This window comes from Paenibacillus sp. FSL H3-0469 (genome assembly GCF_038051945.1).
Taxonomy (GTDB): Bacteria; Bacillota; Bacilli; order Paenibacillales; family Paenibacillaceae; genus Paenibacillus_AQ.
On sequence record NZ_CP150302.1, the window covers coordinates 5512648 to 5539133 of the forward strand.

At 53.7% G+C, this 26486-nt stretch carries 17 protein-coding genes; 12 read left to right on the forward strand and 5 right to left on the reverse strand.

What is annotated here, in order from left to right; all coding sequences use genetic code 11:
* Positions 1-2 precede the first annotated feature (2 nt).
* Together NSS83_RS24285 and NSS83_RS24290 are read left to right on the forward strand one after the other, a co-directional pair.
* Complete coding sequence (locus tag NSS83_RS24285) at positions 3-422, forward strand: hypothetical protein (RefSeq protein ID WP_341186994.1); 420 nt, start codon at positions 3-5, stop codon at positions 420-422.
* Positions 423-435: 13 nt separating this feature from the next.
* Complete coding sequence (locus NSS83_RS24290) at positions 436-5421, forward strand: DUF4132 domain-containing protein (RefSeq protein WP_341346670.1); 4986 nt, start codon at positions 436-438, stop codon at positions 5419-5421.
* Between the two features lie 37 nt (positions 5422-5458).
* Here the strand turns inward: NSS83_RS24290 and NSS83_RS24295 are convergent, their stop codons facing one another.
* Both NSS83_RS24295 and NSS83_RS24300 read right to left on the reverse strand, forming a co-directional pair.
* Positions 5459-5875 carry a hypothetical protein gene (locus NSS83_RS24295; protein ID WP_341346671.1) on the reverse strand — a complete coding sequence of 139 codons (417 nt, stop codon included), beginning with the start codon at positions 5873-5875 and terminating at the stop codon, positions 5459-5461.
* Between the two features lie 154 nt (positions 5876-6029).
* The gene (locus NSS83_RS24300; protein ID WP_341346672.1) at positions 6030-7223 is read right to left on the reverse strand and encodes an IS256 family transposase; all 1194 of its coding nucleotides are present in this window, start codon (positions 7221-7223) and stop codon (positions 6030-6032) included.
* A gap of 376 nt (positions 7224-7599) precedes the next feature.
* Between NSS83_RS24300 and NSS83_RS24305 the strand changes: the two genes are divergently transcribed.
* From NSS83_RS24305 to NSS83_RS24320, 4 genes are all read left to right on the forward strand, one after another.
* Positions 7600-9720, forward strand: coding sequence for a LuxR C-terminal-related transcriptional regulator (locus NSS83_RS24305; protein ID WP_341346673.1), 2121 nt, complete (start codon positions 7600-7602; stop codon positions 9718-9720).
* A gap of 179 nt (positions 9721-9899) precedes the next feature.
* On the forward strand, positions 9900-11471 hold the full coding sequence (locus NSS83_RS24310) for a methyl-accepting chemotaxis protein (protein ID WP_341186998.1): 1572 nt from the start codon (positions 9900-9902) through the stop codon (positions 11469-11471).
* A 14-nt stretch (positions 11472-11485) separates the two neighbouring features.
* Positions 11486-11914, forward strand: coding sequence for a chemotaxis protein CheW (locus NSS83_RS24315; protein WP_341186999.1), 429 nt, complete (start codon positions 11486-11488; stop codon positions 11912-11914).
* 32 nt (positions 11915-11946) lie between these two features.
* Positions 11947-14472 carry a chemotaxis protein CheW gene (locus NSS83_RS24320; RefSeq protein ID WP_341187000.1) on the forward strand — a complete coding sequence of 842 codons (2526 nt, stop codon included), beginning with the start codon at positions 11947-11949 and terminating at the stop codon, positions 14470-14472.
* On the opposite strand, the gene NSS83_RS24325 is transcribed toward NSS83_RS24320, so the two are convergent.
* Both NSS83_RS24325 and NSS83_RS24330 read right to left on the reverse strand, forming a co-directional pair.
* On the reverse strand, positions 14435-15175 hold the full coding sequence (locus tag NSS83_RS24325; protein WP_341346674.1) for a fused MFS/spermidine synthase: 741 nt from the start codon (positions 15173-15175) through the stop codon (positions 14435-14437). The two genes, NSS83_RS24320 and NSS83_RS24325, sit on opposite strands and share 38 nt — an antisense overlap.
* Positions 15176-15291: 116 nt before the next feature.
* Positions 15292-16644, reverse strand: coding sequence for an MATE family efflux transporter (locus NSS83_RS24330; protein WP_341187002.1), 1353 nt, complete (start codon positions 16642-16644; stop codon positions 15292-15294).
* 133 nt (positions 16645-16777) lie between these two features.
* Here NSS83_RS24330 and NSS83_RS24335 point away from each other — a divergent pair, with 133 nt between their 5' ends.
* Together NSS83_RS24335 and NSS83_RS24340 are read left to right on the forward strand one after the other, a co-directional pair.
* A complete protein-coding gene (locus tag NSS83_RS24335; protein WP_341187003.1) occupies positions 16778-17521 on the forward strand; it encodes a TetR/AcrR family transcriptional regulator C-terminal domain-containing protein in 744 nt (247 codons plus the stop codon).
* Between the two features lie 158 nt (positions 17522-17679).
* The gene (locus NSS83_RS24340; RefSeq protein ID WP_341346675.1) at positions 17680-20361 is read left to right on the forward strand and encodes a glycoside hydrolase family 2 protein; all 2682 of its coding nucleotides are present in this window, start codon (positions 17680-17682) and stop codon (positions 20359-20361) included.
* Positions 20362-20818: 457 nt separating this feature from the next.
* On the opposite strand, the gene NSS83_RS24345 is transcribed toward NSS83_RS24340, so the two are convergent.
* Complete coding sequence (locus NSS83_RS24345) at positions 20819-21736, reverse strand: DsbA family protein (RefSeq protein ID WP_341187005.1); 918 nt, start codon at positions 21734-21736, stop codon at positions 20819-20821.
* Between the two features lie 160 nt (positions 21737-21896).
* Between NSS83_RS24345 and NSS83_RS24350 the strand changes: the two genes are divergently transcribed.
* From NSS83_RS24350 to NSS83_RS24365, 4 genes are all read left to right on the forward strand, one after another.
* Positions 21897-22241 carry a helix-turn-helix domain-containing protein gene (locus tag NSS83_RS24350; protein WP_083678192.1) on the forward strand — a complete coding sequence of 115 codons (345 nt, stop codon included), beginning with the start codon at positions 21897-21899 and terminating at the stop codon, positions 22239-22241.
* Between the two features lie 121 nt (positions 22242-22362).
* The gene (locus NSS83_RS24355) at positions 22363-22857 is read left to right on the forward strand and encodes a CYTH domain-containing protein (RefSeq protein WP_341187006.1); all 495 of its coding nucleotides are present in this window, start codon (positions 22363-22365) and stop codon (positions 22855-22857) included.
* Positions 22858-22954: 97 nt separating this feature from the next.
* Positions 22955-24343, forward strand: a complete 1389-nt coding sequence (gene thrC / locus NSS83_RS24360; RefSeq protein ID WP_341187007.1) for a threonine synthase — start codon at positions 22955-22957, stop codon at positions 24341-24343.
* 1128 nt (positions 24344-25471) lie between these two features.
* Positions 25472-26458, forward strand: a complete 987-nt coding sequence (locus tag NSS83_RS24365; protein ID WP_341346676.1) for a Gfo/Idh/MocA family oxidoreductase — start codon at positions 25472-25474, stop codon at positions 26456-26458.
* The last annotated feature ends 28 nt before the right edge of the window (positions 26459-26486 follow it).

Below are 26486 nucleotides of genomic sequence, written 5' to 3' on the forward strand. Positions count from 1 at the left end.
CCATGAAGCTGTATGTAACCGTCAAAAGCCTGGGCAAACGCAGGCCGGTGCTTGAGCGCAAGGAGCTGCTGCTTGCTGACCGTCCGCAAACGCTTCGCGCGCTGATCACGGAGATTGTGGCCGGGCAGGTGCAGGCTATGCTGGAGCGGCAGGAGCGGGGGGAACTGATCCCCTACTTGACTGCAACTGAAATTGCGGAGCAGGGCGATAACGGCAAGGTCGGGTTCGGCACGGTGTACGGTGAGACGAAGCCTGAAATAGAGCAGGCTACGGCTGCGGCACTGCTTGCTTACGAAGACGGATTGTACAAGGTGTTCGTACAGGAAGAGGAATGCGCCGCGCTGGATGAACCACTGGAGATTGAAGAGGGTAATGAGCTGACGCTGATCCGGTTCACGATGCTGGCCGGAAGATTATGGTGAGGGAGATGACAGGATGAAGATCGGAAATGAAGAGTGGGAGACTCAGTGGTACGCGGATGTTGAGAACAAAGCCAAGGGGCTGAAGGGGGAAGGCGCGGAATTGGCAGGCCTGCTCGCGGAGTTCAGCAAGAACCGCTACCTTCATGAAGGGGAAGATTCGCTGGACCGCTTCCTTGTTATCATGGATGATCGCGCTGCGGCGGCTCAGGCTGATTTTACCGGATACTGGGGGCCACTGATTGGGGTCATGCAGCAGCTGTACAGCGCACATACTGTTGAGCTTACAAGGTACATAGTTAATCATGCAGTGGAGTACCCTTATTCCATAGGGTATATGCGCCGGCCGTTCCGGACCAGGGAGGTTCAGGCGCACCGGATGCAAATCCTCCGCAAAATCAATGCTCTGATCTATATGGAGCTGATTGAATTCTCGCTGCCGGAGTATCTGCAGGGGAATCATGAAAAGGATTACAGTACATCCTACCGTGTGGATATTGCCGTTCCCGATGTAATAGCCTATGAGCTGGACCGCAGCGGCAGCGGAATGGAGGAGCTGCTTAAGGATGCGGTGTACGGGGACAACCAGGGGGCAATGCTCAGCCGCAATATGATAAAAGGTGCATTCCTCAGCCATAACCAGGCTGCTGTTCAGATGATTGGCGAGCTGCTGCTCGCTGCCCGGCTGCAGGAGGGACTGCGGCAGTCCATTATGGAGACGATGGATGAGGGAACGATAGCGAACAACCTGTATATGCTGAAGGTGATTCTGGACAATGATCTCGTGCGCTACAGCTCGGTGGTGCGTGCCTTGGGCGTATGGACAGGGATGGGCCTGGAAGCGCAGAACCAGCGGGTGGCAAAGCAACTGGTTGAAGGTGCCTATCAGGTGCTGACAGATGAAGCGCTGCGCGGGGAATGGCTGACCAGCGAGAACGCCAACCATGTCTACCTGAGCTTGTGGGCGACGGCAGTCTATGAGGAGAATGAGCTGATTGGCAAGGTGGATATCCTGATGGAACAGGGCCAGTCCTACCAGAAAATCGTAGCCCAGTATGTACTCTCGGGCAGCCAGAACCGGGAGGTGCGCCTGAGCAGCGCCCGGAAGTATCTGAGCGAGCAAGAGCCGGAGCTGCTGTACTGGATTCTGACGAACTATAATTATGATTATAACCGGATGTGGAGAGGGCCGAAGGATAATGGGCCGAAGATCGAGGTCGTAACCAGCCCGCAGCTTGAGGATAAAAGCGAGCGGCAGCGCGACTTCGGTCTGCTGAAGCACATCTTCCTGAACCCGGACAGCCGGGAGCTGACCGGTACCTCCAAGGTGCTGGATTTCCTGCAGGTCAGCTACACCCGTGATCTGCCGGTCCAGAAGATGCTCTATCTGGTCTCCTATGATATGGACCCGGCCTGGGTCAATGAATTGCTGGCGCTGAAGGACAAGCTCAGCACGGACATACGGGGGGAGCTGCTGAATTACTTCGTGCAGCATACGGAGGATACCGTACAGCGCGAATTCATCTTCGTCAGCCTCTCTGACAAGAGCATAAAGAACCGGGAGCTGGCGTTGGACCTGGCGCAGGAGCTGACGCTGGCAGAGGATGAGCTGCTGATGGCCGAAGGGCTGCTGAAGCTCAAGACGGGTACGCTGCGGCAGAGCGTGACCCGGATGCTGCTGAATCAGCCGGATGAAGCGCTGAAGGACTCCGTCCGCAGACTGGTGCAGGGCAAGAATGCCCTGCAGCGGCAGGCGGGACTGGAGATTATGACGGTGCTGTTCGAGGATGAAGAGCGGCAGGCGCTGTTTGAAGCGGTGCGGCCGCTGGCGGATGAACTGGTGAAGCCGTCTGACCAGGAGCGTGAGCTAATCGCCAGGCTGAGCCGGAAGAACGAGTACACGAAGGCGAACGGCTTCGGCTTGTTCGATCCCAAGCAGTCCGAGAAGTGGCTGACGCAGGGGCCGGTGCTGGACGGATTCGCCTGGGATCAGGTGTTCAAGCTGTCCTTGGAGCAGATCAATACGTTCCTTAAGGGACTGGACAACACGATCCACAAGCACCGCGATGTGGAGTATGAGGTCGAATACTACAGCGGATACAAGGATACGCTGCTGATCGGGACCAACCTCAGACCGCTGCAGGGGTACTTAATTAACGATGAGGAGACCGTCAAATCCGCCCTTGAGCAGTACCCGCTGCATGAGGTATGGGCTGAATATTGGGATAAGAGCGGCTGGAGCGCCCGGGATCTGATAGAGCTGAACTTCTATATCAGCCTGGAGGAGCTGGATGAGACCCTGGAGAACTATGACGGCTACGATACCGTAGGGATCGATGATAAGGAACTAAGCAAGCAGAAGCTGCTGTCCGGCTGGCGTAAGGAGTTCGCGGGAGAGGTCTATCCGCTGGAGCAGGCCCAGGCTGTGATGAAGCTGGTGGACAAGCTGAAGTACAGATGGCAGGTAGAGTCGCTGCTGGATGCATTCCGCGCGGACCATAAGAGCCCTGAGGGCTTCCGTCTTGCCGATGGTGCGGTGAATGCGCTGCTGGCCGCGTTCCCGGAGGAGAAGCTTGCTGTGGACTGGCCTTTCCTGTCTGTGCTGGCAGATCCGTGGATCGATATGGTGCAGAAGCTATGGAACGGACCAGAAGAGTTCAAGGAGATGTTCCGTACCTGCTACAGGTTCGAGGGAATCAGCGGGGACGGAGAACGGTCCAGCATCATCGGGCTGAAGCACTATGTCCAGGCCTTCAACGATGGAATCATCGGCGAAGAGACGCTGCTTAAGGAACTGCTGCTGAGTACGGATGCACGCAACCATATGAGCTGGATCAGTTCACGCCGGTACGACTGGATTGAGAACAGTCCACAGATGGTTGCACTGCGTACACGGATCATTGACCGTCTGTTGGCCATTGAGCTGGGGCGCGGCGACCTGCCGACCGAGGTGACCGGCATGACGATGGGGCTGCAGCGGATCGAGGGCCTGGAGTACTGTATCCGCATCCTGTCCGGGCTCAACAAGGATACCTTCATACGCGGATATGTGTACGGCTACGGCAACAATATTACGAAGAAGGAATCCTTCAGCCATCTCCTTAAGGTATGTTATCCGCGCGAGGGCGACAATGCGGAGCGGCTGAAGACCTTGCTGCAGGAATACAAGCTCTCTGATCAAAAGCTGCTGGAGGCCGCCATGTACGCCCCGCAGTGGATCGAGATTATTGCCGAATACCTCGGCTGGGAAGGGCTGCGCAGTGCCGCCTGGTACTTCCATGCCCATATTAACGAGAGCTTCTCGGCCGAAAAAGAGACGGTGGTGGCGCATTATTCGCCGATCACGCCGCAGGAGTTCAATGACGGTGCCTTCGATGTGAACTGGTTCCAGTCCGCCTACAAGGAGCTTGGACAAGAGCGGTTCGAGCTGCTCTATGACTGTGCCAAATACATCTCCGCCGGTGCGAACCACCGCCGTTCCCAGCTGTTCGCCGACGCCACGCTCGGCAAGCTGAACCTGGAGGAGATGAAGCAGTCTGTAGAGCAGAAGCGGGGCAAGGATCATCTGCTCAGCTACAGTCTGATTCCGCTGAATGCAGACCGGGAGAAGGATATCCGCGAGCGGTATGAATTCATCCAGCGCTTCCTGGCCGAGAGTAAGAAATTCGGCGCACAGCGCCGTGCCAGCGAAGGCCAGGCTGCACAGATTGCCCTGGGCAACCTGGCTCGCAATGCCGGATATGCCGATGTCACCCGTCTGATCTGGGATATGGAGGCGCGCAAGCTGGACGATTATGCTGCGTACTTCGAGCCTTATGAGCTGGACGAAGAGACCTTCGTCTCGCTTAGTATCAATGAAGAAGGGCAAAGCGATTATGTAGTCACCAGCAAGGGAAAGGCGCTGAAGTCGGTGCCTGCACGCTTCAAGAAGCATGAGTGGATCGAGGCGTTGAAGGAGGCCAAGAGTGAGCTAACCGGACAATTCCGGCGCGCCCGGGCCGAGCTGGAGCGGTCGATGGAGTCCGGCAGCAGCTTCACACCGGCAGAGGTTGCCGGGCTGAGCCGGAATCCGGTGCTGGCACCGCTGATTAGCAAGCTGGTGCTGATGAGCGGCGATGCGCTGGGGTATTACGATGCGGATCAGGGAGCGCTGGTCAATCCTGCAGGCGAATCCACGGCCCTGAGCGGGGATGCGGCGCTGCGGATTGCCCATCCGCTGGATCTTTACCGCAGCGGACATTGGAGCCTGTATCAGAAGGATCTGTTCGACCGTCAGCTCCGCCAGCCGTTCAAGCAGGTCTTCCGCGAGCTGTATCTGCCAAATGAGGATGAGCTGTCCCATGGCGTGCTGTCCCGCCGTTATGCGGGCCATCAGGTGCAGCCGAGCAAGACGGTCGCCCTCCTGAAGGGGCGGCAGTGGACGGTCAGCTATGAGGAAGGGCTGCAGAAGGTGTTCTATGCCGAGAACCTGATTGTCCGGCTCTATGCCATGGCGGACTGGTTCTCGCCGGCGGACACTGAAGCGCCGACGCTGGAAACTGTGCAGTTCTTCGACCGGAAGACCTACAAGGGCGTGCCGCTGGATCAGGTGCCGCCTGTACTGTTCTCGGAGGTTATGCGGGATGTGGATCTTGTCGTCAGCGTAGCTCATGTCGGCGGCGTCGATCCGGAAGCCAGCCTGACGACAGTCGAGATGCGCCGGGTGATCGTCAGCGAGTCGCTGCGGCTGCTGAAGATTGAGAACGTCCGGCTGGACGGCAATTATGCGCGTATAGACGGTACACTGGGCGAGTACGCTGTGCATCTGGGCAGCGGCCAGGCGTACAAGCAGGCTGCGGGTGCCCTGTCCATTATTCCGGTGCATTCGCAGCACCGGGGCCGGCTGTTCCTGCCGTTCCTGGACGAGGACCCGCGCACTGCGGAGGTACTCTCCAAGGTCGTGCTGCTGGCCGATGACACGAAGATCAAAGACCCGCAGATTCTGGCGCAGTTGAGCAGCTGAGCTGCTGTGCAGTAAGGGTTGAGGGCTAAGCGTCTGCTTAGCCAGGAGGTATGGCACCGGTGCTGGATTTCAGCACCGGTGTTTTTTTGGTGCGGGGGAGAGAAGGTGCCTCTTCTGCTGGGCGAGGGCTCATGGGCCAAATGTATGCTAAAAACCAAATACATTTTGAGTGAGGGGCGCGTGGGCAGAATGTAATCGAAAAACCGATCACATTTTGCTGGTGAGGGGCGCGTGGACCGAATGTAATCGAAAAACCGATCACATTTTGCTGGTGAGGGGCGCGTGGACCGAATGTAATCGAAAAACCGATCACATTTTGCTGGTAAGGGGCGCGTGGACCGATTGTATTCAAAAAACCGATCACATTTTGCTGGTGAGGGGCGCGTGGACCGAATGTAATCGAAAAACCGATCACATTTTGCTGGTAAGGGGCGCGTGGACCGATTGTATTCAAAAAACCGATCACATTTTGCTGGTGAGGGGCGCGTGGACGGTAGCGTCAAGAAGTTTGTGTAAAAGAGTAGAAGTACCTCCCCCGGGTTACGGGTTGGGATGTAGTGTTTCTGGGGGGAGAGGGAACCCCGACCCCCAGAAACTGGATTTCTCTGCTATGCCTCTTCCGGTGTGGGCAAAGAGGGGTAGCGTGTTTCGAATAGCTCTTTTAGCTTCTTTTTAACGGCATCCACTCCAAAGCCTTGGGCGACCCGCCCTGCATGACGTTCATTGTATTCCAGCATCTCCAGGTACACGATTTTCTCTGCCGCATCCATGTTTGTCAGACTGTTCATCGGTTTCAGACGCTTGCGGATTTCCTTGTTCATCCGCTCGATGGGGTTCGACGTGTAGATCGCTTTACGGATCGACAGCGGATAGTTGTAGAACGTTAGGAGTGTGGATAACTGTTCCTCCCAGGACCTCATTTCCTTCGGATACAGCTTGTTCCACTTCGCTTTGACCGTATCAAAGTTAGCCCGGGCTACCACTTCATCCGGTGCCGTATATACGGTTTTCAACGCCTCCATGACATCGGTTTTGTGCTCCACCCGAATTTTATGAAACGTGGCCCGCACTTTGTGCACTACGCAATGCTGTACATCCGCCTGAGGATAGGTCTCTTTAAACGCCGCATCCAGTCCCGGTAGCCCGTCAAACACACCCAGCAGGACTTCCTGCGCTCCGCGTTCGTACAGGTCTTTAAGTACCTCCCGCCAGCCATTCGAACTCTCTTGGCCACCCACGTAGAACCCGAGAATTTGACGCTGTCCCTCCTCGTCAATTCCCATCGCAAAGTAGACCACTTCACCACGAACCGTGCCCCGTTTCAGCTTCACGTACAGCCCATCTAAATAGATCACAGAGTACCGTTTGCTCAGTGGCCGCTTTTGCCACTGGTGGATATCGTCCAGCACTGTAGCCGTAATATTGCTGATCGTGGTGGGGGAGTAGTGGCTGCCAAACATACTTTCAATGAACCGGGCCACATCCCGCGTACCCATGCCCGATTTATACATTTGGATGACGGCCTCTTCTAACCATCCGTCCCGCCGCTGGTACGGCTCAAACAACTGCGTCTGGAAAAGGCTTTGGCGGTCCCGGGGCACCTGAAGATCCTCGATATGGCCGTATTTCGTGTGTAAATCTCGCGTATAGTAGCCGTTGCGACTATTGCTGGCACCGGCTTCTTCACTGTCCATAAACCCCTGGATTTCGGCGCGCAACAGGCGTTCCATGTTGTCTTTCACAAAATCTTTAACAAGTTTTTCAAATAGATTATTCAGCGAACTTTCGGGTAAAATATTCATTGGTAGGGTTCCTCCTTGGTGGTTTCGCAATCCCGAGGATACCCTACTTTTTTGGTGCCTGACTAGGCTCCAAATCTTGGTACACAACTTACTTTACGCCATCGCGTGGACCGAATGTAATCGAAAAACCGACCACATTTTGCTGGCGAGGGGTGTCTGGGCGAAATGTAATCGAAAAACCGACCACGTTTTGCTGGCGAGGGTGCGTTGGCCAGATGATATCTGTCAATCGGCCGGACGATATATTTTTCGCACATGCGCATTTTTTCGCTAAGATTCCTGGACTATTATGCTACGTTTGTAGAATAAAAGGGATGAAAAGCAGGGGATCGGTCAGGCTATGGCGAATTTTGGAGGGGAAAGCGAGGAATGAGCAATGAAGAACAGGCTCCGCCAAAATCTGCAGTCGTTGCAAGACGCATACGCCTCCTTATGCGGATTGACAATTATTATTACCGATCAAGCGGATCAACGGATAACAGAGCCCTCCGGCTTAACCGAGATGGCAGCTCTGTTGTTCGGTTCTCCTTGTGCAACCGCTGAACATGCAATTGCCAACCTGTTGGAAAAGGTCAGAACGATATCGAAAACCATAGTGTATGAAACCCGCTCCGGGCTGAAAATGCTGATTACCTCCATCAGGCTCAGTAAACAAAGGCCCTATTACATTCTGACGGGCGTCTGGGTGGATGGTTGTACGAAGGAGCTGATTACTGCGAGGATTCATGAGAGCGTTCCCCCGGAGGAATGGGCGGACTGGATGCAGGCGCTGGATAAGGTACCGGTACTGGACCAGGAGGGCGTTGCCAGGATCATTACCCAATTGGATATACTGGCTGATACGGTGCAGGCGCTGCTTGAACGGGAGCAGGGGGGAGAATATTCTGCGTATGACCTGCAGCTTTTGAATCTGATCTATCTGCTGGACCCGGCAAGCCCCGAATGGCTGCAAGGAATACTGGGCATTGTGGTACGCATTCTTGGAGTAGAATTTGCGGGCTATGCCATGAATGCTACAGACGGGGGCCAATTCACGGTGGTGGAGACAACCGGGATGCCTAAGGATAACTCCCTGCAGGGGTCTTCTTTTTTTTATGGAGAAGGATTTTTGGGGCAGGTGGGGCTCTCCAAGCAAATGGGGTATTGGAGAAATGCCGACCGCGATCTCCGGATTTCTTTTTTTGCTGCGCATGGGTTAAGGCCGAAGGTGTTAATCTGCTATCCCATCAAATACAAGGACAAGCTGTATGGATTATTGTATGCCGGAGATCCGGCCCGCCCGGAACTGACGGAGGAGCAGGCGGATATGGGTATGCTGGTGGCCTATCAGCTCGCTGCTTCCATGTATCATATGGAGAGTGAAGCGCTGTATGAACGTCAAAGGAAGAGGCATGATACCTATAAAGAAATTGTCCAAGGGATTCTGGTTACTCAGGATAAGGAGGATTACCTGCGGCTGTTCATTGAGTTTTTCCAGCAGCAGCTCGGCAGTCCGTTCATGTGCTTGTTATTACATACGCCTGACGAAGCCGGACTGAGGATCTATTCTTCCTCTTCCGCCCCGAATGAGCTGTATACCCTTTACGCTGAAGATGCTGAACAGATCTATTTCGCTGATGGGATACCGGGGTTCAACCTGCTGAACAAGCCTATTCGCCGGGAATGGAAGAGCTGGCAGCTGGTAGAGCACCCAATGGTGTTTGAACAAAGGCTGCTGGGGTTATTTACGGTCCAGTTCATTGATGAGGGGCAGCGGCGGGAATATGAATCGATTCTTCATATGACCAATGTGCTGCTAGTGACCAAACTGCTTGCACAGCAGCCTCAGGGCACCCCCTCCGTGACTGACCTTATGAGGCTGCTGCAGGATAATCTGCTGATGCAGCAGCCGGTAGTACATAGCAGAGCTGCGGATATCCGAAGGCTTGCACAGGACTTGCTGGAGCCGCTAAATCACTCTGCGGAAGAGATAGAATGGATTGGCCAGGCCGCGCTCCTTGCTCCATATCCTATAGGGCTGCTGATCAAATACCTGGGTGACATTCCTGCTGTATGTGTTCTGCGCCATATGCATTATTACCAGTCGGATTACAATGGGCAGGAGGATATAGGAGAAAGTTCCCACCTGTACTTGGCGAAGGTCTTGCTTTTGCTTACGAAGTACACGGAGCAGGGCGGCAGGCAATGGAAGGAAACATTTCCTATACCCGTACCCGAGCCGCTTATGCGTTCTTTTGAGCAACTGATAGCTCCTCCGACGGTTGCAGCGCAGCAAGAGGGAAGCGTAGGCTTTACTACCCGCGAAAGGGATATCCTCGATGGTCTGCTGACGGGCCTCAACAACAAGCAGATTGCGGAGAAGCTGTTTCTCAGTACGCATACTGTCAAGAATCACATCACCAAAATCTACGAGAAGCTTGGTGTACACAGCAGATCACAAGCTATCTCGCAAATGTATCAGGCCACTGGCAAAAGAGATACTTTAAAAAAGCAATGATTACGCAGGGTGTAAGCGTACATTGCTTTTTTTGTGCATGAAAGGAAAGAAGGCCTGTAGAAAAAAGGAATATAATGTCGAAACTTAGGAAGCTGTGGCGATAGGCGCAGAGGTCATAAGCTATACATAATAGGGGAAGCTTTGCAGGCTCGACAAATACATATTGAGGAGTGCTTCATTTGAAACTAAACATCCGCACCAAATTGTTGGGAGGCTTTCTGGTTATTGTAGCGTTGCTTATATTTATCAGCGGGCTATCGATTATGAAAATGGCGGGCATGAACAGTAACTCTCTACAGATGCAGAGCTACAACTTCCCCGCGCTCGTCAATGTTGCCGAGATTCGGACGGAGCTGTATAAGCTGCGCGGTGACTTGTTCAAGCTTGTCCTCGAAACCGATGATGCGGTGAAGGAGGAGATTCAGGCAGTTATTAAAGCGGATCAGGACAAGATTGCTGACCGCATGAAGGTCTATGGAGAGCTCGCACTGAATGCGGATCAACGGGCTGCGTTAGAGAGCATTAAGCAGAGCGTGGATAACTATAACCAATCCGTACCCAAAGTCCATGAACTGCTGGATAAAGATCAGAATAAGCAGGCTTACGGCGTCTTGATCGACGCAATACCTGATCTGCAGAAGGCTCAGGATACCGCTGATCTGGCCGTCAGTAATGTCATCCAAGGCGCAGACGACCGGATTGACTCCACGGTTGCCAGCTTTAATTCCGGAAGATTGATGATCCTGGTCATCTCCAGCATTGCCGCAATTGCAGCCGTTGTGCTCGGTGTCGTGATCTCGCAGGGCATCGTCGGTCCGGTATCCAAGCTGCTCGCTGCCATGGTCCGCATGGCGGATGGAGATCTCAGAGAAGAAATTACCATTAAGAACCGGGATGAGTTCGGCAGACTGGCCGCAGCAGCCAATGAGATGATTACCAGTCTGCGCAAGCTGATTGGCGGGACTGTTGAGGCTGCGCAGAGTGTAGCCGCCTCCTCTGAGGAAATATCCGCAACGACTGAAGAAATCGCCAGCGGCAGCCAATCCCAGGCTCAGGCGGCGCAAAACATCAATCAGCTGGTTCAGGATCTGACCCGGGGCATTGATGAGGTTGCCAAGAATGCCGAACAGGCATCGGAGCTGTCCCTGCTGACACGCCAGGGGGCTGAGGAGGGAAGCACTGCGGTAAAAGAATCGGGCCTCGGCATGAGCAATCTGTCGGAGAAGATGGAACTGCTTGAGCAGGATTCCCAGAAGATCGGAGAGATTATCGAGGTCATTGATGAGATTGCTGAGCAGACCAATCTGCTGGCGCTCAATGCAGCGATTGAGGCAGCGCGTGCCGGTGAGCAGGGACGGGGCTTCGCCGTTGTCGCCGATGAGGTCCGTAAGCTGGCTGAACGGAGCAGTGAAGCGACTAAGCAGATTGCCCTGATCATCCGGGTGATGCAGCAGAATACGGTTCTGAGTGTGCAGGCTGTTAGTGACGTATCGGCCCTGTCCGAGCGTACAGAGCGGCTGATCGACGGTATCGTTACCCGTGTCAATGATACTGCCCAGCAGATTACAGGCATCGCTGCGGCTTGTGAGGAACAGGCGGCGCAGACGAACGAGGTACTGCTGTCGATTGAGGCTATAGCGGCCGGAAGCCAGGAATCCGCAGCGGCAGCAGAGGAGACAGCCTCCTCTTCACAAATGCTTGCCTCCTTGGCGGATGAACTGAATAGCTCTGTCTCGGTGTTCAGATTGTAAGGGGGGAGTAAGTTATGCTGGCTGCACGAACGGAGCAGTACATCATATTCCGGCTGGTACAGGAGAAGCTGGCCATCGATATTCGGGAGATTGACGAGATTATTAAGATGGAGCCTGTCACGGCTGTGCCTAACAGCAAGTCTTTTATTAAGGGCGTTATTAATTTACGCGGTAAAATTATACCGGTGATCAGTCTGTGCAGGAGGTTTGGACTTGCAGAATCTCCACCGGATACCCGCTCTAGGATCATTGTGGTGCATTACCGGCAGGAGGCCATAGGCATTATGGTGGATTCCGTAGAGAAGGTGGCTTCCTTCCAGCAGGTGGAGCCTCCTCCGGAAGCTCATGAAATGCAGGGAGTGCAGTACATGGACGGAATCGGAAAGTGCCCTGAGGAGCTGATCAGCATTCTGAACATTGGGCGTGTGCTAAGTGACGGGTGAAGGCTAACGCATGAAGGAGGAGAGGAGAACAGATGAACGAGTTTCATAATATGATGTACTTGGGCGTTTTTCTGGATGAAATGGACGAGCAGCTGCGGTATTTGGATGAGGCCCTGCTCATGCTGGAGAGCAAAGGGTATCAGAATGACATTATTCAGAGGATCTTCCGGGTCGCCCATACACTTAAGGGCTCATCCGCAGTCATGGGATTCAAGCAGCTTAACCGGCTGACGCATCAGATGGAGAGTGTGTTTGAACTGCTCAGGGGCAGACAGCTTGCTGTAACCTCCGAATTATTGAACATTCTCTTTGACTGCGTAGATTTCATTAAGGAGCTTCGTCAATCCATTCTGAGCGGTACATTGGTGGAGGGGGACACCTCAGAGCTATTGCGCCGGTTAAAAGAGGTGCGGAAGACAGCGGCCGAGTCCCCCGTGCCTGTTACAGAGGGGCTTCCGCAGGGAGGAGCGGGGGCTGCGCCGGATATTATCTTCGATGATATCCGCAAAGAGCAGATCCAGGCGGCCATAGATCAAGGCTCTATGGCTATAGCGGTTCATATTCAACTGGCTGCTGAGGAGCCGATGAAATATGTCCGCGCGAAGCTTGTAGAGGCCAAGCTGCGGGAAACGGGCGAGGTGGTTGCCGCCTACCCCGAGCTGGAATCCATCGAGAGGGATGCACAGTTCTCCGGTACCATTGCGTATATTCTGCTTACACAGCAGTCCCGGCAGAATATTATGGCCTGTCTGCAGGAAATTTCACAGATTGAAGTTATACATACAGAGCTTATTACGGGAGCGAACCTGAACACCTTCACAGAAGGCAAAGGAGCTCAGAAAACCAGCAGCTATGCGGCCCAGACCGTCCGTGTGGATGTGGAGCGGCTGGAGGGGCTGCTGAATCTGGTAGGAGAGCTGATCATAGATAATACCAGGCTGCACAGTGTCCGTTCCCGATTAAGCGAGCAGTTCAAGAGCAATAGTGATGTTCATCTGCTGAATGATATCGCAGGACACTTGAATATGGTTATCAGCGATCTTCAGGAGGGGATGATGAAGACCCGGATGCTGCCGATGGAGCATCTGTTCGGCCGCTTCCCCCGGATGATCCGGGATTTGGCGCAGAAGTCGGACAAGGAGATCGAATTCATCATTGAGGGCAATGAGACCGAGCTGGACCGCAGCTTAATTGAGGAGATCAGCGATCCTCTGATTCATATTCTGCGCAACGCCGTGGACCATGGACTGGAGCTGCCGGAAGAACGGGCAGCTCTGGGCAAGCCGCGCAAGGGAACTATTACTCTGCGGGCAAGCCATCAAGGGAATATGATTGTAATTACAATATCGGATGACGGCAGGGGCATTGATACCGGCAAGGTCAAAGAAGCCGCTGTGCGCAAAGGCTTCGTCACCGCCGAAGAAGTGAAGCGTATGACGGAAAAAGAGCTGGTGATGCTGATTTTCCGCTCTGGTATCTCAACAGCCCGTACGGTTACAGATTTATCCGGCCGCGGAGTGGGCATGGATATTGTCAAAGCACATATAGAGAAATTAAATGGCATCATAGATATTGAGACGGCTCTTAATCAGGGGAGTGTATTCACGATCAAGGTCCCGTTGACCCTTGCCATCATCCGCTCCCTGCTGGTAAAGCTGGGAAGCAGCACCTTTGCCATTCCGCTAATTAATGTCATTGAAATATTCAGAATGAAGACTGAGGATATTGTTACCATTCAGGGACAGGAGGTCTGCCACTTCCGTGATCAGGTGCTTCCGCTTGTCCGTCTGCATAGTATGCTGCAAGTGGAGGAAGAAGAGCCTACGGTGAACAGCAGACTGTTCGTAGTCATTGTCGGCTTCGCGGATAGGCGGGTCTGTCTGGTGGTAGATGAGACGATCGGCAATCAGGAGATTGTTATCAAGTCACTGGGGAATTACATAGGCGGCGTTCCATATATCGCAGGCTCAACCATACTTGGCGACGGCCGTGTGGCCCATATCCTGGATATAGGTTCAATTGCAAGGGAAACAGGCTCAGCCTGCGATACACTGCTCCAAGGGAACACAGTTACGGCAGAGAATCAGGATAGTCAGAGCGAGAAATACATTACTTTCAAGCTGGAAAAGCTGGATTTCGGGATTCCGATCCGGCAAATGAAGGAAATTGTGCCTGTTCCGGAGATTCATTCGCTGGTGTCCGCCCCGGCTCATGTCCTGGGGATGATCAATCTGCGCGGATTGCTGTTCCCGGTCTATGATATACGGCCCAAGCTCGAAATGGACTGCGGTGAACAGACCGCCGGCTCCCGGATTCTGATCTGTGAGGTGTCGGGACAGGAGGTAGGGGTGTGGGTGGATCAGGTGTCAGCGGTGCAGCTGCTGCCCAGAGAGCATATGGATGAGGCGCCGGATCACATTCTCCAGAACCCGGAGGTACTGGATGCCGTCTATAAAGACAACCATCAGTTTATTCACTTGCTGAATCTGGAGAATATATTGGACCTGGATACCTGCATTTTTACCGGTCACGGATCACATGACCCAGCCCTGGTGTGATCTCGCTGAAGCCGGCCATGTGGCGGGACTGGCAGGGGATCGGCCGGGCGCTGGCGGTCATGAGGATATTGCAGAGATCAGCCCTGCCCTCTCCCGGAAGCACGAAGGTTCTGGTATATGGATACACTTCACAGAGTGTCGTATGGATGGCACTGATTAAGCGGTCATTGCCGCTGCGGCCCATCAGATTCATGATGATCTGGCCGTGCCCGTTCAGCTTGGCACGGGTAAGGCGGAAGAATTCCAGCGTAGTGAAATGAGGCGGCGTCCCGGCAGCGGTGAAGGCATCGAGCAGGATATAGTCATGGCCTTGGTCCGGCGCGGCTTCCAGCAGGCTGCGGCCGTCACCGATCAGGACGTTATCCTGCGTGTAGCCAAAGCGGGTTCTGCTGTATTCCACCACCTTCGCGTTCACCTCAGCCACCGTAAACTGCTTCTCGGCGAAATAACCGGCTATCGTACCAATCCCGTGTCCGATCAGGAAGACATGCTCGAAATAAGGATTCCCCGCTTCCATCAGATGGATCATCGCCCGGGGATACTCGAAGATCACCCGGCGCGGATGGTCCAGATCCAGTGCGCCCTGAACGGCTTCCCCCGAGAATTGCAGAACCCGGAACCGGCCGGTCTCGCCATATAGCTCGGTTGTATCGTAGACCTCGATGTCCTGAGAGTCGTGGTTAGTATGGGATGGTGCGTGCAAGCGGATCAGACTCCTTCTCCAGATGGAATTCGTTACAACCTTCATAGTAACATAAAGCAGCCGCAGGAAGGCCTTCCTGCGGCTGCTTGTGTGGGTCAGAGACGGCTTAAGTTTGCTTAATGTACCAGACTCTCAAGTTCCGGCTGCAGCTTGTGCCGCAGGGCGTACAGCATGGCGGCACCGACCAGGAAGGCGGCGGCATCGGCAATGACCAGCGACCACACCACGCCATGGAAGCCGTTCATCCGGTTGGCGAAGAAGAGTACAGGAATCAGTGTGACCCCTTGAATAATCGACATTACGAACGCGGCTGTTCCCTGCGCGGTGGCCTGGAAGATGCCCATGAACAAGGTGGTCAGCCCTGAAATGAATAAGGACAAGAAGGTGACATGCAGAATGTAGCTGCCCATTTCAATCATTTGCGGGTCTCTGGTGAACAGACCGATCAGGTGGTCGGAGATCAGATAGACGACGATGCCGAATACGGCAGCCATGGCGGCCATCGCTTTTACCGTGAATCCGATTGTATGCTTCATGCGCAGCTTATCCGCTGTGAATGAGAAGGCAATGAGCGGCACCACTCCCTCGCACAACCCCATCAGAATAAACTCGGGAAATTGCAGCAATCTTGAGGATATCCCGTAAGCGGCTACAGCCGGATCCCCATATTCGATCAGGAACAGGTTGAAGATCAGCGACATGGCTCCCAGAAAGACACTCATGATAAAGACCGGAACGCCGATTTTGAACACATTGCTGAGAATATCCTTGGTGGCCTTGAACCATTTGAAGGAGACCGTGAGGAATTGACTTTTGAATCCCATGTGGAAGGCATAGTAGGCACTTGCAACCATGTTGGCAACAACCGTTGCTGACGCTACGCCGATTACACCCCAGTGGAGCACGAAGATGACAAGTGCATCAAGCAGGATATTCACGACCACACTAAGCATCATACCGATCATGGAGACGATGGCTGCACCCTCGGAGCGGACCATATTCTCCAGCGTAAAGAACAGGACGACGAACGGCGCGCCAATCAGCATGACAGTGACGTAATCCTTCGTGAATCCATAGGAATCCGGCGTTGCCCCGAGGCTGTTAAGGATGGGGCCGATCAGCGGCAGGCCTACGGCCATGACGAGGAGACCAAGCACAAGACTGCTGTAAAAGGCGAAGGAAGACACATTCTTGACTTCATCATACTTGTGCTCACCAAGCAGCCGCGAGATGTAGGTGCCGCTGCCTATGCCCACCAGATTGCCCAGCGCCATAATGATGGCGAACAGCGGCAGGGTCAGGGCGAGTGCGGTCAGCATGGCCGTATTGTGGAGAGTGCCCAGGAAATAGGCATTCAGAATCGAATAGATGACGTTCATGGAGGTGCCTAACATCATGGGCACGGCGAAATGGGCGACGGCTTTGGTGATAGGTGCTTTTTCAAAATAATAAAGGTTTTCGGTATCCATTAGGGATCACTTCTTTCACTGATTTTTGTCAATCTAACGGCGTTAGATTGAACCTTACAGTGTTAGATGATATCATGAACCTAAGAGACTGTAAAGCATAAACTTACACTGTTAGATAAAAGGGCGGATAGCGATGAAAAAAGCACAACCTCAAATCTCGGAGGACCGGATTCTGGAAGCTTCGTGGGAGCTTCTCAAGGAGGGTGGCATCGAGAAATTCAGTATGCGGCGTCTGGCGGACCGGCTGGGAATTCAGGCTCCCTCGCTGTATTGGTATTTCAAGAGCAAGCAGAACCTCTACCAGCGGCTGTCCAACCACATCTCCAGAGTCATCCTGGAGGAGCACCGCCCGGAGGGCGACTGGAAGGAACAATTGACAGGATTTGCGGTAACGGTACGGAGCGTGCTCAGCCGGTATTCCTGTTCCACCCAACTTATGATGATGACACTGCCCCACGAGCCGGACATTATCCGGTTCAACAACCGGATGCTGCACTGCGTGGAATCCACGCCGCTTGAGGAGGCGCAGAAGGTGCAGGTGGTCACAACACTGGTGAACTTTGTGTTCTTCTTCGTGCTGGACGATTACGAGCATGAGCGCAATGTCGCTATGATGGCTAAGGAACAACAGGAGCCTCCGGGTGAGGAACTGCTTCGCCTGATGGAATCGATGAGCGATAAGGAGGTTGGGTTGTTCCGCAGGATGTTCAAGAACGGACTGTTCGAGCTGCTGGGGACTGACGGGGCCTTTGAATTCGGCTTGAGGCTGATTCTGCTCGGGACGGAGCAGGTGATTAAGGAGCATGAGGAGCAGCAGAAGCAGAAGCAAGCGCAGGGGGAAGATAACAAAAATAACAAATTGAATATTGGTGATTGAGGCTTAATATAGGGGGCATGTGTTTGAGGGGTCTGGTTAGATGTTTGTTTTGTTTGTATTGTAGCTGCTTTGAATATTGTTATTGCTAACATTATTATAACAAAATATAATGAGGGTAGCTAAGCGCCGAAATGCGCAAAAACAGTATAGGAGGAACTATGAAACAACTACAAATCGACCTGTCGAACTGGAAGTTCAGAGCCTGCGGAGATGATGAATGGCTTACGGCTGTGGTACCGGGAACGGTGCATACGGATCTGCTGCGCAATGGCGTTATCGATCAGCCCTTCTATGGAACGAATGAACATGAGCTGCAATGGATTGATAAAAAGGACTGGGAATACAGAACCGGATTTGTATTAGAAGAGACATGGCAGACGCTGGCGGTAACTGAGCTGGTGTTCGCCGGGCTGGATACGTATGCCGATGTGTATGTGAACGGGGTGCATGCCTTGTCCGCAGACAATATGTTCCTGTCCTGGACCGTGAATGTGAAGGGGCTGCTGCGGACAGGTGAGAATGAGCTCCACATCGTCTTCCGCTCGGTGGTGACGGAGGATCTGCCGAAGCTGGCGGCGCTGGGCTACGCTCTGCCTGCACCGAATGACCAGTCTGAGTTAGGGGGCCTTCAGGAGCAGCGGATCAGTGTATTTGCCCGCAAAGCGCCGTATCATTACGGCTGGGACTGGGGCCCGCGATTTCTGACCAGCGGAATCTGGCGGGAAGCTAAACTGACGGGCCGTAACGTTGCGGCGATTGAGGATCTGTACATTCGCCAGCATGCGGTGAATGAGCAGGAGGCCCGGCTGACGGCCGTGATTGAAGCGGATGCACCGGAAGCATGGAACGGAATGCTGCGCGTGAGCACTGAAGGGCAGGAATGGATGAAGGCGGTTACGCTCGCTGCGGGCAAGCAGACGCTAGAGCTTGAGCTGGTGATTGACCGCCCGCGCCTGTGGTGGTGCAACGGCCTGGGCATGCCGGAGCTGTACCATTTCCGTGCAGAGCTGCTGCAAGAAGCGCAGGCTGTAGCGGTATCGGAGGCAACGACGGGGCTTAGGGAAATTAAGCTGGTGCGTAAGCCGGATGCGCAGGGGGCGTCGTTTCATTTTGAGCTGAACGGGGTGCCGGTCTTCGCCAAGGGTGCCAATCATATCCCGAACGACAGCTTCATTACAGAGGTTACGGAAGAACGTTACCGCCATGAGATTGCCACGGCCGTGGAATCCAATATGAATATGCTGCGGGTGTGGGGCGGCGGATTCTATGAGGAAGAGGTATTCTACCGGCTGTGTGATGAATACGGACTTCTGGTCTGGCAGGACTTCATGTTCGCCTGCAGCATGTACCCGGGGGATGAGGCGTTCCTGAATAATGTCCGCGCAGAAGCGGTATATAATGTCCGCAGATTGCGTAACCACCCTTGTATCGCGCTCTGGTGCGGGAACAATGAGATTGACTCGGCCTGGTCGCAGTATGAGGAGTATATGGGCTGGGGCTGGAAGGAGAAGCTGAATGCTGAGATCCGGGAGACCTTATGGGCTGCCTATGAGGAAATTTTCCACCGGATTCTGCCGGAAGCCGTGGCCGCGAACCATCCGGGTATGGATTACTGGCCGTCCTCGCCGCTGCGCGAGCTTACCGGTGGTCAGGATCAGCATGCAACGCGGATTACGGGCGAAGGGGATATCCACTATTGGGGCGTCTGGCACGCCAAGGAGCCGTTCGAGAATTATAATCTCAAGGTAGGCCGCTTCATGAGCGAATACGGCTTCCAGTCCTTCCCGGAGCTAAAGTCGGTGCTGAGCTATGCAGAGGAAGCAGAGCTGGCGCTGGAATCGAAGGTAATGCTGGCCCATCAGAAGAATGGAGCGGGCAATCAGCTGATTAAGGAGTATATGGATATGTACCTGCCGCAGCCGAAGGATTTCCGGGGCTTCCTGTACATGAGCCAGTTGCTTCAGGCCGAGGCGATCCGCATGGCTATGGAGAGTCACCGCCGCAACAAGCCGTATTGCATGGGCACGCTGTACTGGCAGATGAATGACTGCTGGCCGGTTGCCTCCTGGGCGGGCATGGATTATTACGGGCGCTGGAAGGCACTGCAATATACGGTGCGCCGCAGCTTCCAGGAGGTACTGCTGTCTGTAGACAGCACGGACGGGGAGAGCGTCAAGGTCTATGGGGTGTCTGACCGGCGGGAAGCCTTGGACGCAGAGCTGGTGCTGCGGCTGCATGATATCAGCGGCGTACTGCTGCGTGAGTGGTCGCAGCCGGTAACCCTTGCTGCGGATTCGTCAGCTGTGGTCTTAACGCTGCCGCTGGCCGAAGTGCTGGAGGGCCGCGAACCGGCCAGTGTGCTGCTGGTGGCCTCGCTGCTGGAGAGCGGGCAGGCGGTGGAGCAGGTGCCGGGGGCAAGGCTGGTATTGGAGTCGGAGGCAAGGCAGGAGCAAGAGCTAGGGACAAGACAGATGCAGGAGCAGGGTCTGGAGACAAGGCAAGTGTTGGAGCAAGGACCGGAGACAAAACAAGTGCTGGAGCGCAAGGAGCATTACTTCGCGGTTGCCAAGGATATTCCGCTGAGCAAACCGGTCATTACGGTGACAGAAGTACCGGGGAGCGGAGGGAAGAGCTTCACGCTGAGCAGCGATGTGCTGGCGCGGGGGGTTCATCTGACTGTAGAAGAAGAGGGCATCTTCTCCGACAATTACTTCGATCTGCTGCCGGGCGAGCCGAAGACGGTCGGTTTCTCGCTCAGAAGCAGCGGCAATGGAGGGGGCGACTTCATTCCGGCAGCTCCGACGGGGCTTGTGATCCGCTCAATGGCGGATTATATCTAATCAAGAACTCTCACGCAGATGCAGACACTTCCGCAACCGTGGACTTGCCCGCCACTGTGATCCCTCCGTAGCGGGAATTGGAGCTAGAGTCACCTCCGAAGCCGTGGCTCCCCTCACCCTCAGCTGGCCTTGCGGACTGACATGACCTTATTTGCTCATAAACTAACCTGATTCTGTTCTTGCGGACTCAGAAGACCTTAATGTCTTCCAGGCTGGCCGTTTCAGGGCGAAATCGCACGAATAGGGGCTTCTGAGTCCATATGATTGGGCAAAGGCGGCTATTTAAGCCGAATAGCGGATTCTCAGTCCGCATGGGCATCATGCTTCGTTATATGGGCATTATGATTTGATATATGGATATCATGCTTCGGTATATGGGCATCATGCTTCGGTATAATCAAACAAACAGCGGTCCTCCGATGACGGGGGACCGCTGTTTTTGAATACCCAGCCGTCTTCAGGCCGGTTCGATGAACATCTCACCCAGAATCTTCCGGGTGCGGTAAGCATGCGCAGGAAGCGCATCGGCGGTGAAGGCCTCCACCTCATCCTGCCCGATATCGTACATGGCCTCGATTTCTCTGGAGAAGAGAAGATGTCCTTCGGCCAGCAGCTCCGGCATAGCCGGTAGAGCAGCAGGAGCAAGAGGCTCAGGGATAAGCTGCTGCAAGGCGTCCACGTAGTTTTGCAGGGTACGGGACCCGACGAGCTTGATGCCTTGGTTCTCTTCATTGACCATGACAAGGGTCGGGAAGCCGCGTACGCCGAGCTGGGCTACCTTCTGGAAATCCTCCTCCAGCAGTTCCTGTGCCGCTTCCAGTCCTGCGCCCTGAACGATCTCATCGCCGGGTAATCCCAGACTATCCACAATATCCGTGAGTACCCCGTCTTCCCCGATATTCCGGTTGAAGACGAAGACGGCTTCTCTCGCGCTCCGCAAGTAGGCCAGCTCCTTCCCCGGATGTCTCTGCTGGATAACCTTGAACACTCTGGAGGGCGGATAAGAGGACATAATCGGATTGTGGAGCCATAGGGTGCCGTCAATAGGCATGCGGTAATGCTCTCCGACTTCCTGCCAGTGCCCCGCTACATCGGCTGGCTGCTGTATTCCATTCGCCTTGTCAGCAAAGCCATTCCAACCCGCTAATAACCCGCCCATTAGAGGCTGTAGTTCAAAGTACTTGCCATATTGCTGAATAAACCGGTTCAGTGTAGGCTCGATGGCCCAGCAGTGTGAACAGATCGGATCTGTCGCATAATAGAGAGTAACTTTGGGCTGCGGCTGCGGATTAAAATCTATAATTTGCGTAGGCTCCTCGTCGCTGACCCCGCATACACCTGTCTTCAAATCACAGATCATAGGATTCGTATTCATAGCTGTTTACCTCCTATTTCTCGCTGAAACGGTACCATCCTTTAAAAGGACGGCAAAGTCGTTTCCACTTGTAGTATGATTATAATATCTGGAATCAGATTAACAAGTACTATTGTTTTTAATACCTGGTATATAAAATATACTTACGGAGGAATCCCCTATGAAATATGAGGTCGACTTAACGCAGATGTGCCCCGCCACCTTTGCTTTTCATGTCATCAGCGGGAAGTGGAATCTGCCTATCCTCGCTTTACTGAGCGAAGAGGGGCCGATCCGGTATAACGAGCTAAAAAGAAGGCTGAACGGCATCACCGGAACCACGTTAACGAATTGTCTCAAGGATCTTATCGACCATGGGATTATCCATCGTGAGCAATATCATGAGGTGCCTCCGCGCGTCGAATATTCGCTGACCCCCTCCGGGCAGGAGCTGGTCCCGTTAATTGAAGAGATCGTAGCCTGGGGAGCCAAAAACATTTATGTCCCGGGAGCAGGAAAGGCATAGGAATATTTTCCCCGTGAATCTGTTCCCTCCGGTTGACTTGCGTATGACCCGCCCCTATGATGATAAATAATATGTACCATTAACGCTCGCACAAAGCTCGCACACAGAGGAGAGAAACAGCATGGCTATGGAGATTGAACGCAAATTCCTGCTGCCGGAATACCCGGAGCGGCTGATTGAAGAAGGACAGCTGAAGGTGCTGACCCGTCACAGTATTGACCAGACGTATCTTGCGATTGAGGACGGGCAGGAGCTGCGGGTGCGGAAGATTACGGATCTGGACACGGGTGAAGTTACTTACACGCATACATTCAAGGATGGCAAGGGCATCAGTCGCCAAGAGATTGAATATTTCATTTCCGCAGGCTTGTATAACCAGATGATTGAGGCTGTGAAGGCGGTCCCGCTGGTCAAAACCCGCATTACAGGCGTATGGAACGGTACCACGGTGGAGATTGATCTCTACACCCAGCTGGAGCTTACGGTGCTTGAGGTTGAGTTCGATTCGCTGGAGGAAGCGGAGCGCTTCTCGGCCCCGGAGTGGTTCGGCCTGGATGTCAGCACAGAGAAGAAGTACAGCAACAAAACCGTCTGGAAAGAGCTTCAGGGCAAATAGCTCCGGGGCCTTAATCTTATAGAATCAGCGGACTTTAATGCGTAAACGTGGTACTATGTACAGTAAATAAAGAGGGGTTCAGGAGGATGAGACGGGTATGGAGTATATAAGCACAAGAGGCAAGGTAGCGGCCAGAGGCTTTATTGATACAGTTCTGATGGGGCTGGCGGATGACGGCGGGTTGATGGTGCCGGCTGAGATTCCGGTGATTTCCCCGGAGAAGCTGGAGGAATGGAGAAGCCTGAGCTTTCAGGAGCTGTTCCTTGAGATTTTCTCTTACTATACCAATGACGAAATTCCTTATGAAGATCTGCGCTCGATGGTCTACACCAGCTATGGCAACTTCCGCGCTCCGGAAGTTACGCCGCTGCACCGGGTGAACGATTCTCTATACGTGCTGGAGCTGTTCCACGGGCCGACGTTTGCCTTCAAGGATGTGGCGCTGCAGTTCATGGGCGAGCTGTATTCCTATATTGCCAGGGTGCGCGGTGAGATCATCCATATTCTCGGGGCTACCTCCGGCGATACCGGAGCGGCTGCGATTCAAGGAGTGCGCGGCAAAGAAGGGATCAAGATCTGTATCCTTCATCCGCACGGCAAGGTCAGCAAGGTACAGGAGCTGCAAATGACCACCGTAGATGACAGCAACGTGCTGAATCTGTCTGTAGACGGTAACTTCGACGATTGCCAGAAGATTATCAAGGAGCTGTTCGCCGATCTCGGCTTCAAGGGACGGTATCACCTGCGGGCAATTAACTCCATTAACTTCGTGCGCATTCTGGCGCAGACGGTCTATTATTTCCATGCATATCTTCAGCTTCCGGGAAGCGATCAGAAGAAGGTCAACATCAGTGTGCCTTCGGGTAACTTCGGTAATATTTTCTCAGGCTACCTGGCGCAGAAAATGGGTCTGCCGATCCACAAGCTGATCATCGCCACCAATGAGAACAACATCCTCGAACGGTTCGTGGTTACCGGTGAATACAAGCCGGGCAGCTTCACGGGCACCTACAGCCCGTCAATGGATATCCAGGTGGCGAGCAACTTTGAGCGCTATCTGTATTATCTGCTGGATGAGGATGCAGAGAAGCTGTCCGGGTACATGGCAGCCTTGCAGAGTGAGGGCGCAATTAAGGTGGAGGGCGAACTGCTGGCCCGGGTACAGGCGGACTTCTCGGCGCTGGGTGTGAAGAACGCGCAGTGTCTGGAGATTATCAGCAAGTACCAGCAGGAATCCGGCTATCTGCTCGACCCGCATACGGCTTGTGGCGTAGCCGCGTACGAGAAGTTCAGTGCCCCGGATGAGGTAAGCATTGCTTACGCTACAGCGCATCCGGCCAAGTTCGATGAGGCGATTGCCTTGACCGGCATCAAGCAGGAGTTCCCGGCGCAGATCTCAGCCTTGTTTGAGCAGCCGCAGCACCAGGTTGTAGTGGATCATGATAAGGCGGAGATTGTGCGCCAGCTTGTGGCTTTTTACGGTTAAAATCCTGCGCGTGTCCAGTGGGCCGCGCGCAGGATGAAGACAGCCCCCGCCGGGATGAGCGGGGGCTGTTTGCTGTCGCTCGAATTGTGGGACACTGGATAGTGGGCGCACTGTTCGTTGTCGCTCGAATTGTGGGACACTGGATGGTAAGTGAGCTGTTCGCTGTAACTCGTATTATGGGACAAATGGATGGTACGTGAGCTGTTCGCTGTAACTCGTATTATGGGACACTGGATGGTAAGTGAGCTGTTCGTTGTAACTCGTATTATGGGACAAATGGATGGTAAGTGAGCTGTTTGCTGTCCGCTAGTAGCGCATCAGATGTGAATTTGTGAGAAGGACGTTAACTAATTGCTTAGTGAGGGTTTGCTGTTCCACGGTTAAGGTGCAAGGGGATACTGAAATGCAATCTGTACAACTAACACCGAATAACTCTGAATTTTTGCGCTGCGCAAAACCATTGCCCAAGTGCCCAGTGCCCAGTGTCCAACTGCCATTGCGTTCTACTCATTGTTCACCGCGCCTAACCCGCTTTCACCAGTCGGGTGATTGCATTATGTGCAATAGAAAGTCCCCAAAACACCTCTAAAATCGATTCTATTGTATTTGATACAGCAGATTTATGTAAAAAGGCCTGCTACAGGCCCAAACTGCAAATTCTGTTGTACGAAATACAGCAGAATGCCAAAACGGGAGCTTTACACCGGATTCTATTGTACGAAGTACAATTGCGGCTCGGCTGTGGGAGATATAAGGCTAGGTGGGAGTAGAGTGGCTCGGCTGTGGGGGATATAAGGCTAGGTGGGAGTAGAATGGCTCTGTTGGAGTTGATGCAGGGTGTTAGGTTGGCGTGGAATCTCTAATGGGGGGACGAATGAAGGTGAATTCTGTGTTAATCCTCAGGTGCTTTTTTTCACAAGCGAAATCTAGCGGAATTTGTCGGAAATTACGGTATATAAGTGGACATACCTATCATGGAATGAGAAAATAGCAGTTATAGCTGACATTTCAAGTGGAAAGGGCTTACCATCCATTTAGAGGACGGTACCGTTTCGGCGAGAAATAGAAGGATAATGTATAGCGTGAAGCATATAAATTCTTATATTTTGAAAAAGGACGGGATCATTCATGACTATTCGTTTCGGGGTTGTAGGGACTAACTGGATTACAGACCGCTTTGTGCAGGCGGGACTTGAGAATGAGGAGTTTCTGCTTACGGCCGTGTATTCCCGCACAGAGGAGAAGGGACAGGCTTTTGCCGCCAAGTATGCCGGGGCTTCGATCTATACGGATCTGGAGGCGATGGTATCAAGCGCAGAGGTGGACGCGGTCTATATTGCCAGCCCCAACTCCATGCATGCGGAGCATTCATTGATCTGTCTGAATCACGGCAAGCATGTCCTTTGTGAGAAGCCGGCGGCCTCCAACAGCCGGGAGCTCAAGGCGATGATTGAAGCAGCGCGCAGCAATGATGTGCTGTTCATGGAAGCGATGAAATCCACGTTCATGCCGAATTTTGGCGTGATCCGGGATAACTTATATAAGCTGGGTCAAGTCCGGCGCTACTTCGCAGGTTATTGTCAATACTCTTCGAGGTATGATGCTTACCGCCAGGGGACGGTGCTGAACGCGTTCAATCCTGAATATTCCAACGGCTCTCTGATGGATCTGGGCATCTACTGCCTGTATCCGATGGTGGTCTTGTTCGGCAAGCCGGATACAGTGAAGTCGGCAGGTCAGATGCTCGCTTCGGGTGTGGACGGCGAAGGCAGCATGGTGATGCGCTACCCCGACATGGGGGCGGTCATTATGCATTCCAAGATTGCGGACTCCTATCTGCCTGCCGAGATTCAGGGAGAGAATGCAACAATGGTTATCGACAAGATTAACCAGCCCTATCAGGTCAAAATCCACTACCGCGACGGAACCGTCGAGGAGCTTACGCTCCCGCAGGTGTATGAGGCAATGTACTATGAGGTTGAGGAGTTCATTCATCTGCTGAAGAGCGGGCAGCGGGAGAGCGCGACCAACAGCCACGCCAATTCCCTCGCGGTGGCAGAGCTGATGGAAGAGGCGAGAGCCCAGATCGGCCTGCGGTATGCTTCGGATCTCTAGCGTAACGGGCAGCCTGGCCTGCATTATA

Excerpts from the sequence above, each read along its gene's own strand:
- NSS83_RS24285 (WP_341186994.1), top strand. The coding sequence starts at position 3 with ATGAAGCTGTATGTAACCGTCAAAAGCCTGGGCAAACGCAGGCCGGTG.
- NSS83_RS24290 (WP_341346670.1), top strand. The coding sequence starts at position 436 with ATGAAGATCGGAAATGAAGAGTGGGAGACTCAGTGGTACGCGGATGTT.
- NSS83_RS24300 (WP_341346672.1), bottom strand. The coding sequence starts at position 7,223 with ATGAATATTTTACCCGAAAGTTCGCTGAATAATCTATTTGAAAAACTT.
- NSS83_RS24305 (WP_341346673.1), top strand. The coding sequence starts at position 7,600 with ATGAAGAACAGGCTCCGCCAAAATCTGCAGTCGTTGCAAGACGCATAC.
- NSS83_RS24315 (WP_341186999.1), top strand. The coding sequence starts at position 11,486 with ATGCTGGCTGCACGAACGGAGCAGTACATCATATTCCGGCTGGTACAG.
- NSS83_RS24320 (WP_341187000.1), top strand. The coding sequence starts at position 11,947 with ATGAACGAGTTTCATAATATGATGTACTTGGGCGTTTTTCTGGATGAA.
- NSS83_RS24330 (WP_341187002.1), bottom strand. The coding sequence starts at position 16,644 with ATGGATACCGAAAACCTTTATTATTTTGAAAAAGCACCTATCACCAAA.
- NSS83_RS24335 (WP_341187003.1), top strand. The coding sequence starts at position 16,778 with ATGAAAAAAGCACAACCTCAAATCTCGGAGGACCGGATTCTGGAAGCT.
- NSS83_RS24340 (WP_341346675.1), top strand. The coding sequence starts at position 17,680 with ATGAAACAACTACAAATCGACCTGTCGAACTGGAAGTTCAGAGCCTGC.
- NSS83_RS24345 (WP_341187005.1), bottom strand. The coding sequence starts at position 21,736 with ATGAATACGAATCCTATGATCTGTGATTTGAAGACAGGTGTATGCGGG.
- NSS83_RS24350 (WP_083678192.1), top strand. The coding sequence starts at position 21,897 with ATGAAATATGAGGTCGACTTAACGCAGATGTGCCCCGCCACCTTTGCT.
- NSS83_RS24355 (WP_341187006.1), top strand. The coding sequence starts at position 22,363 with ATGGCTATGGAGATTGAACGCAAATTCCTGCTGCCGGAATACCCGGAG.
- thrC (WP_341187007.1), top strand. The coding sequence starts at position 22,955 with ATGGAGTATATAAGCACAAGAGGCAAGGTAGCGGCCAGAGGCTTTATT.
- NSS83_RS24365 (WP_341346676.1), top strand. The coding sequence starts at position 25,472 with ATGACTATTCGTTTCGGGGTTGTAGGGACTAACTGGATTACAGACCGC.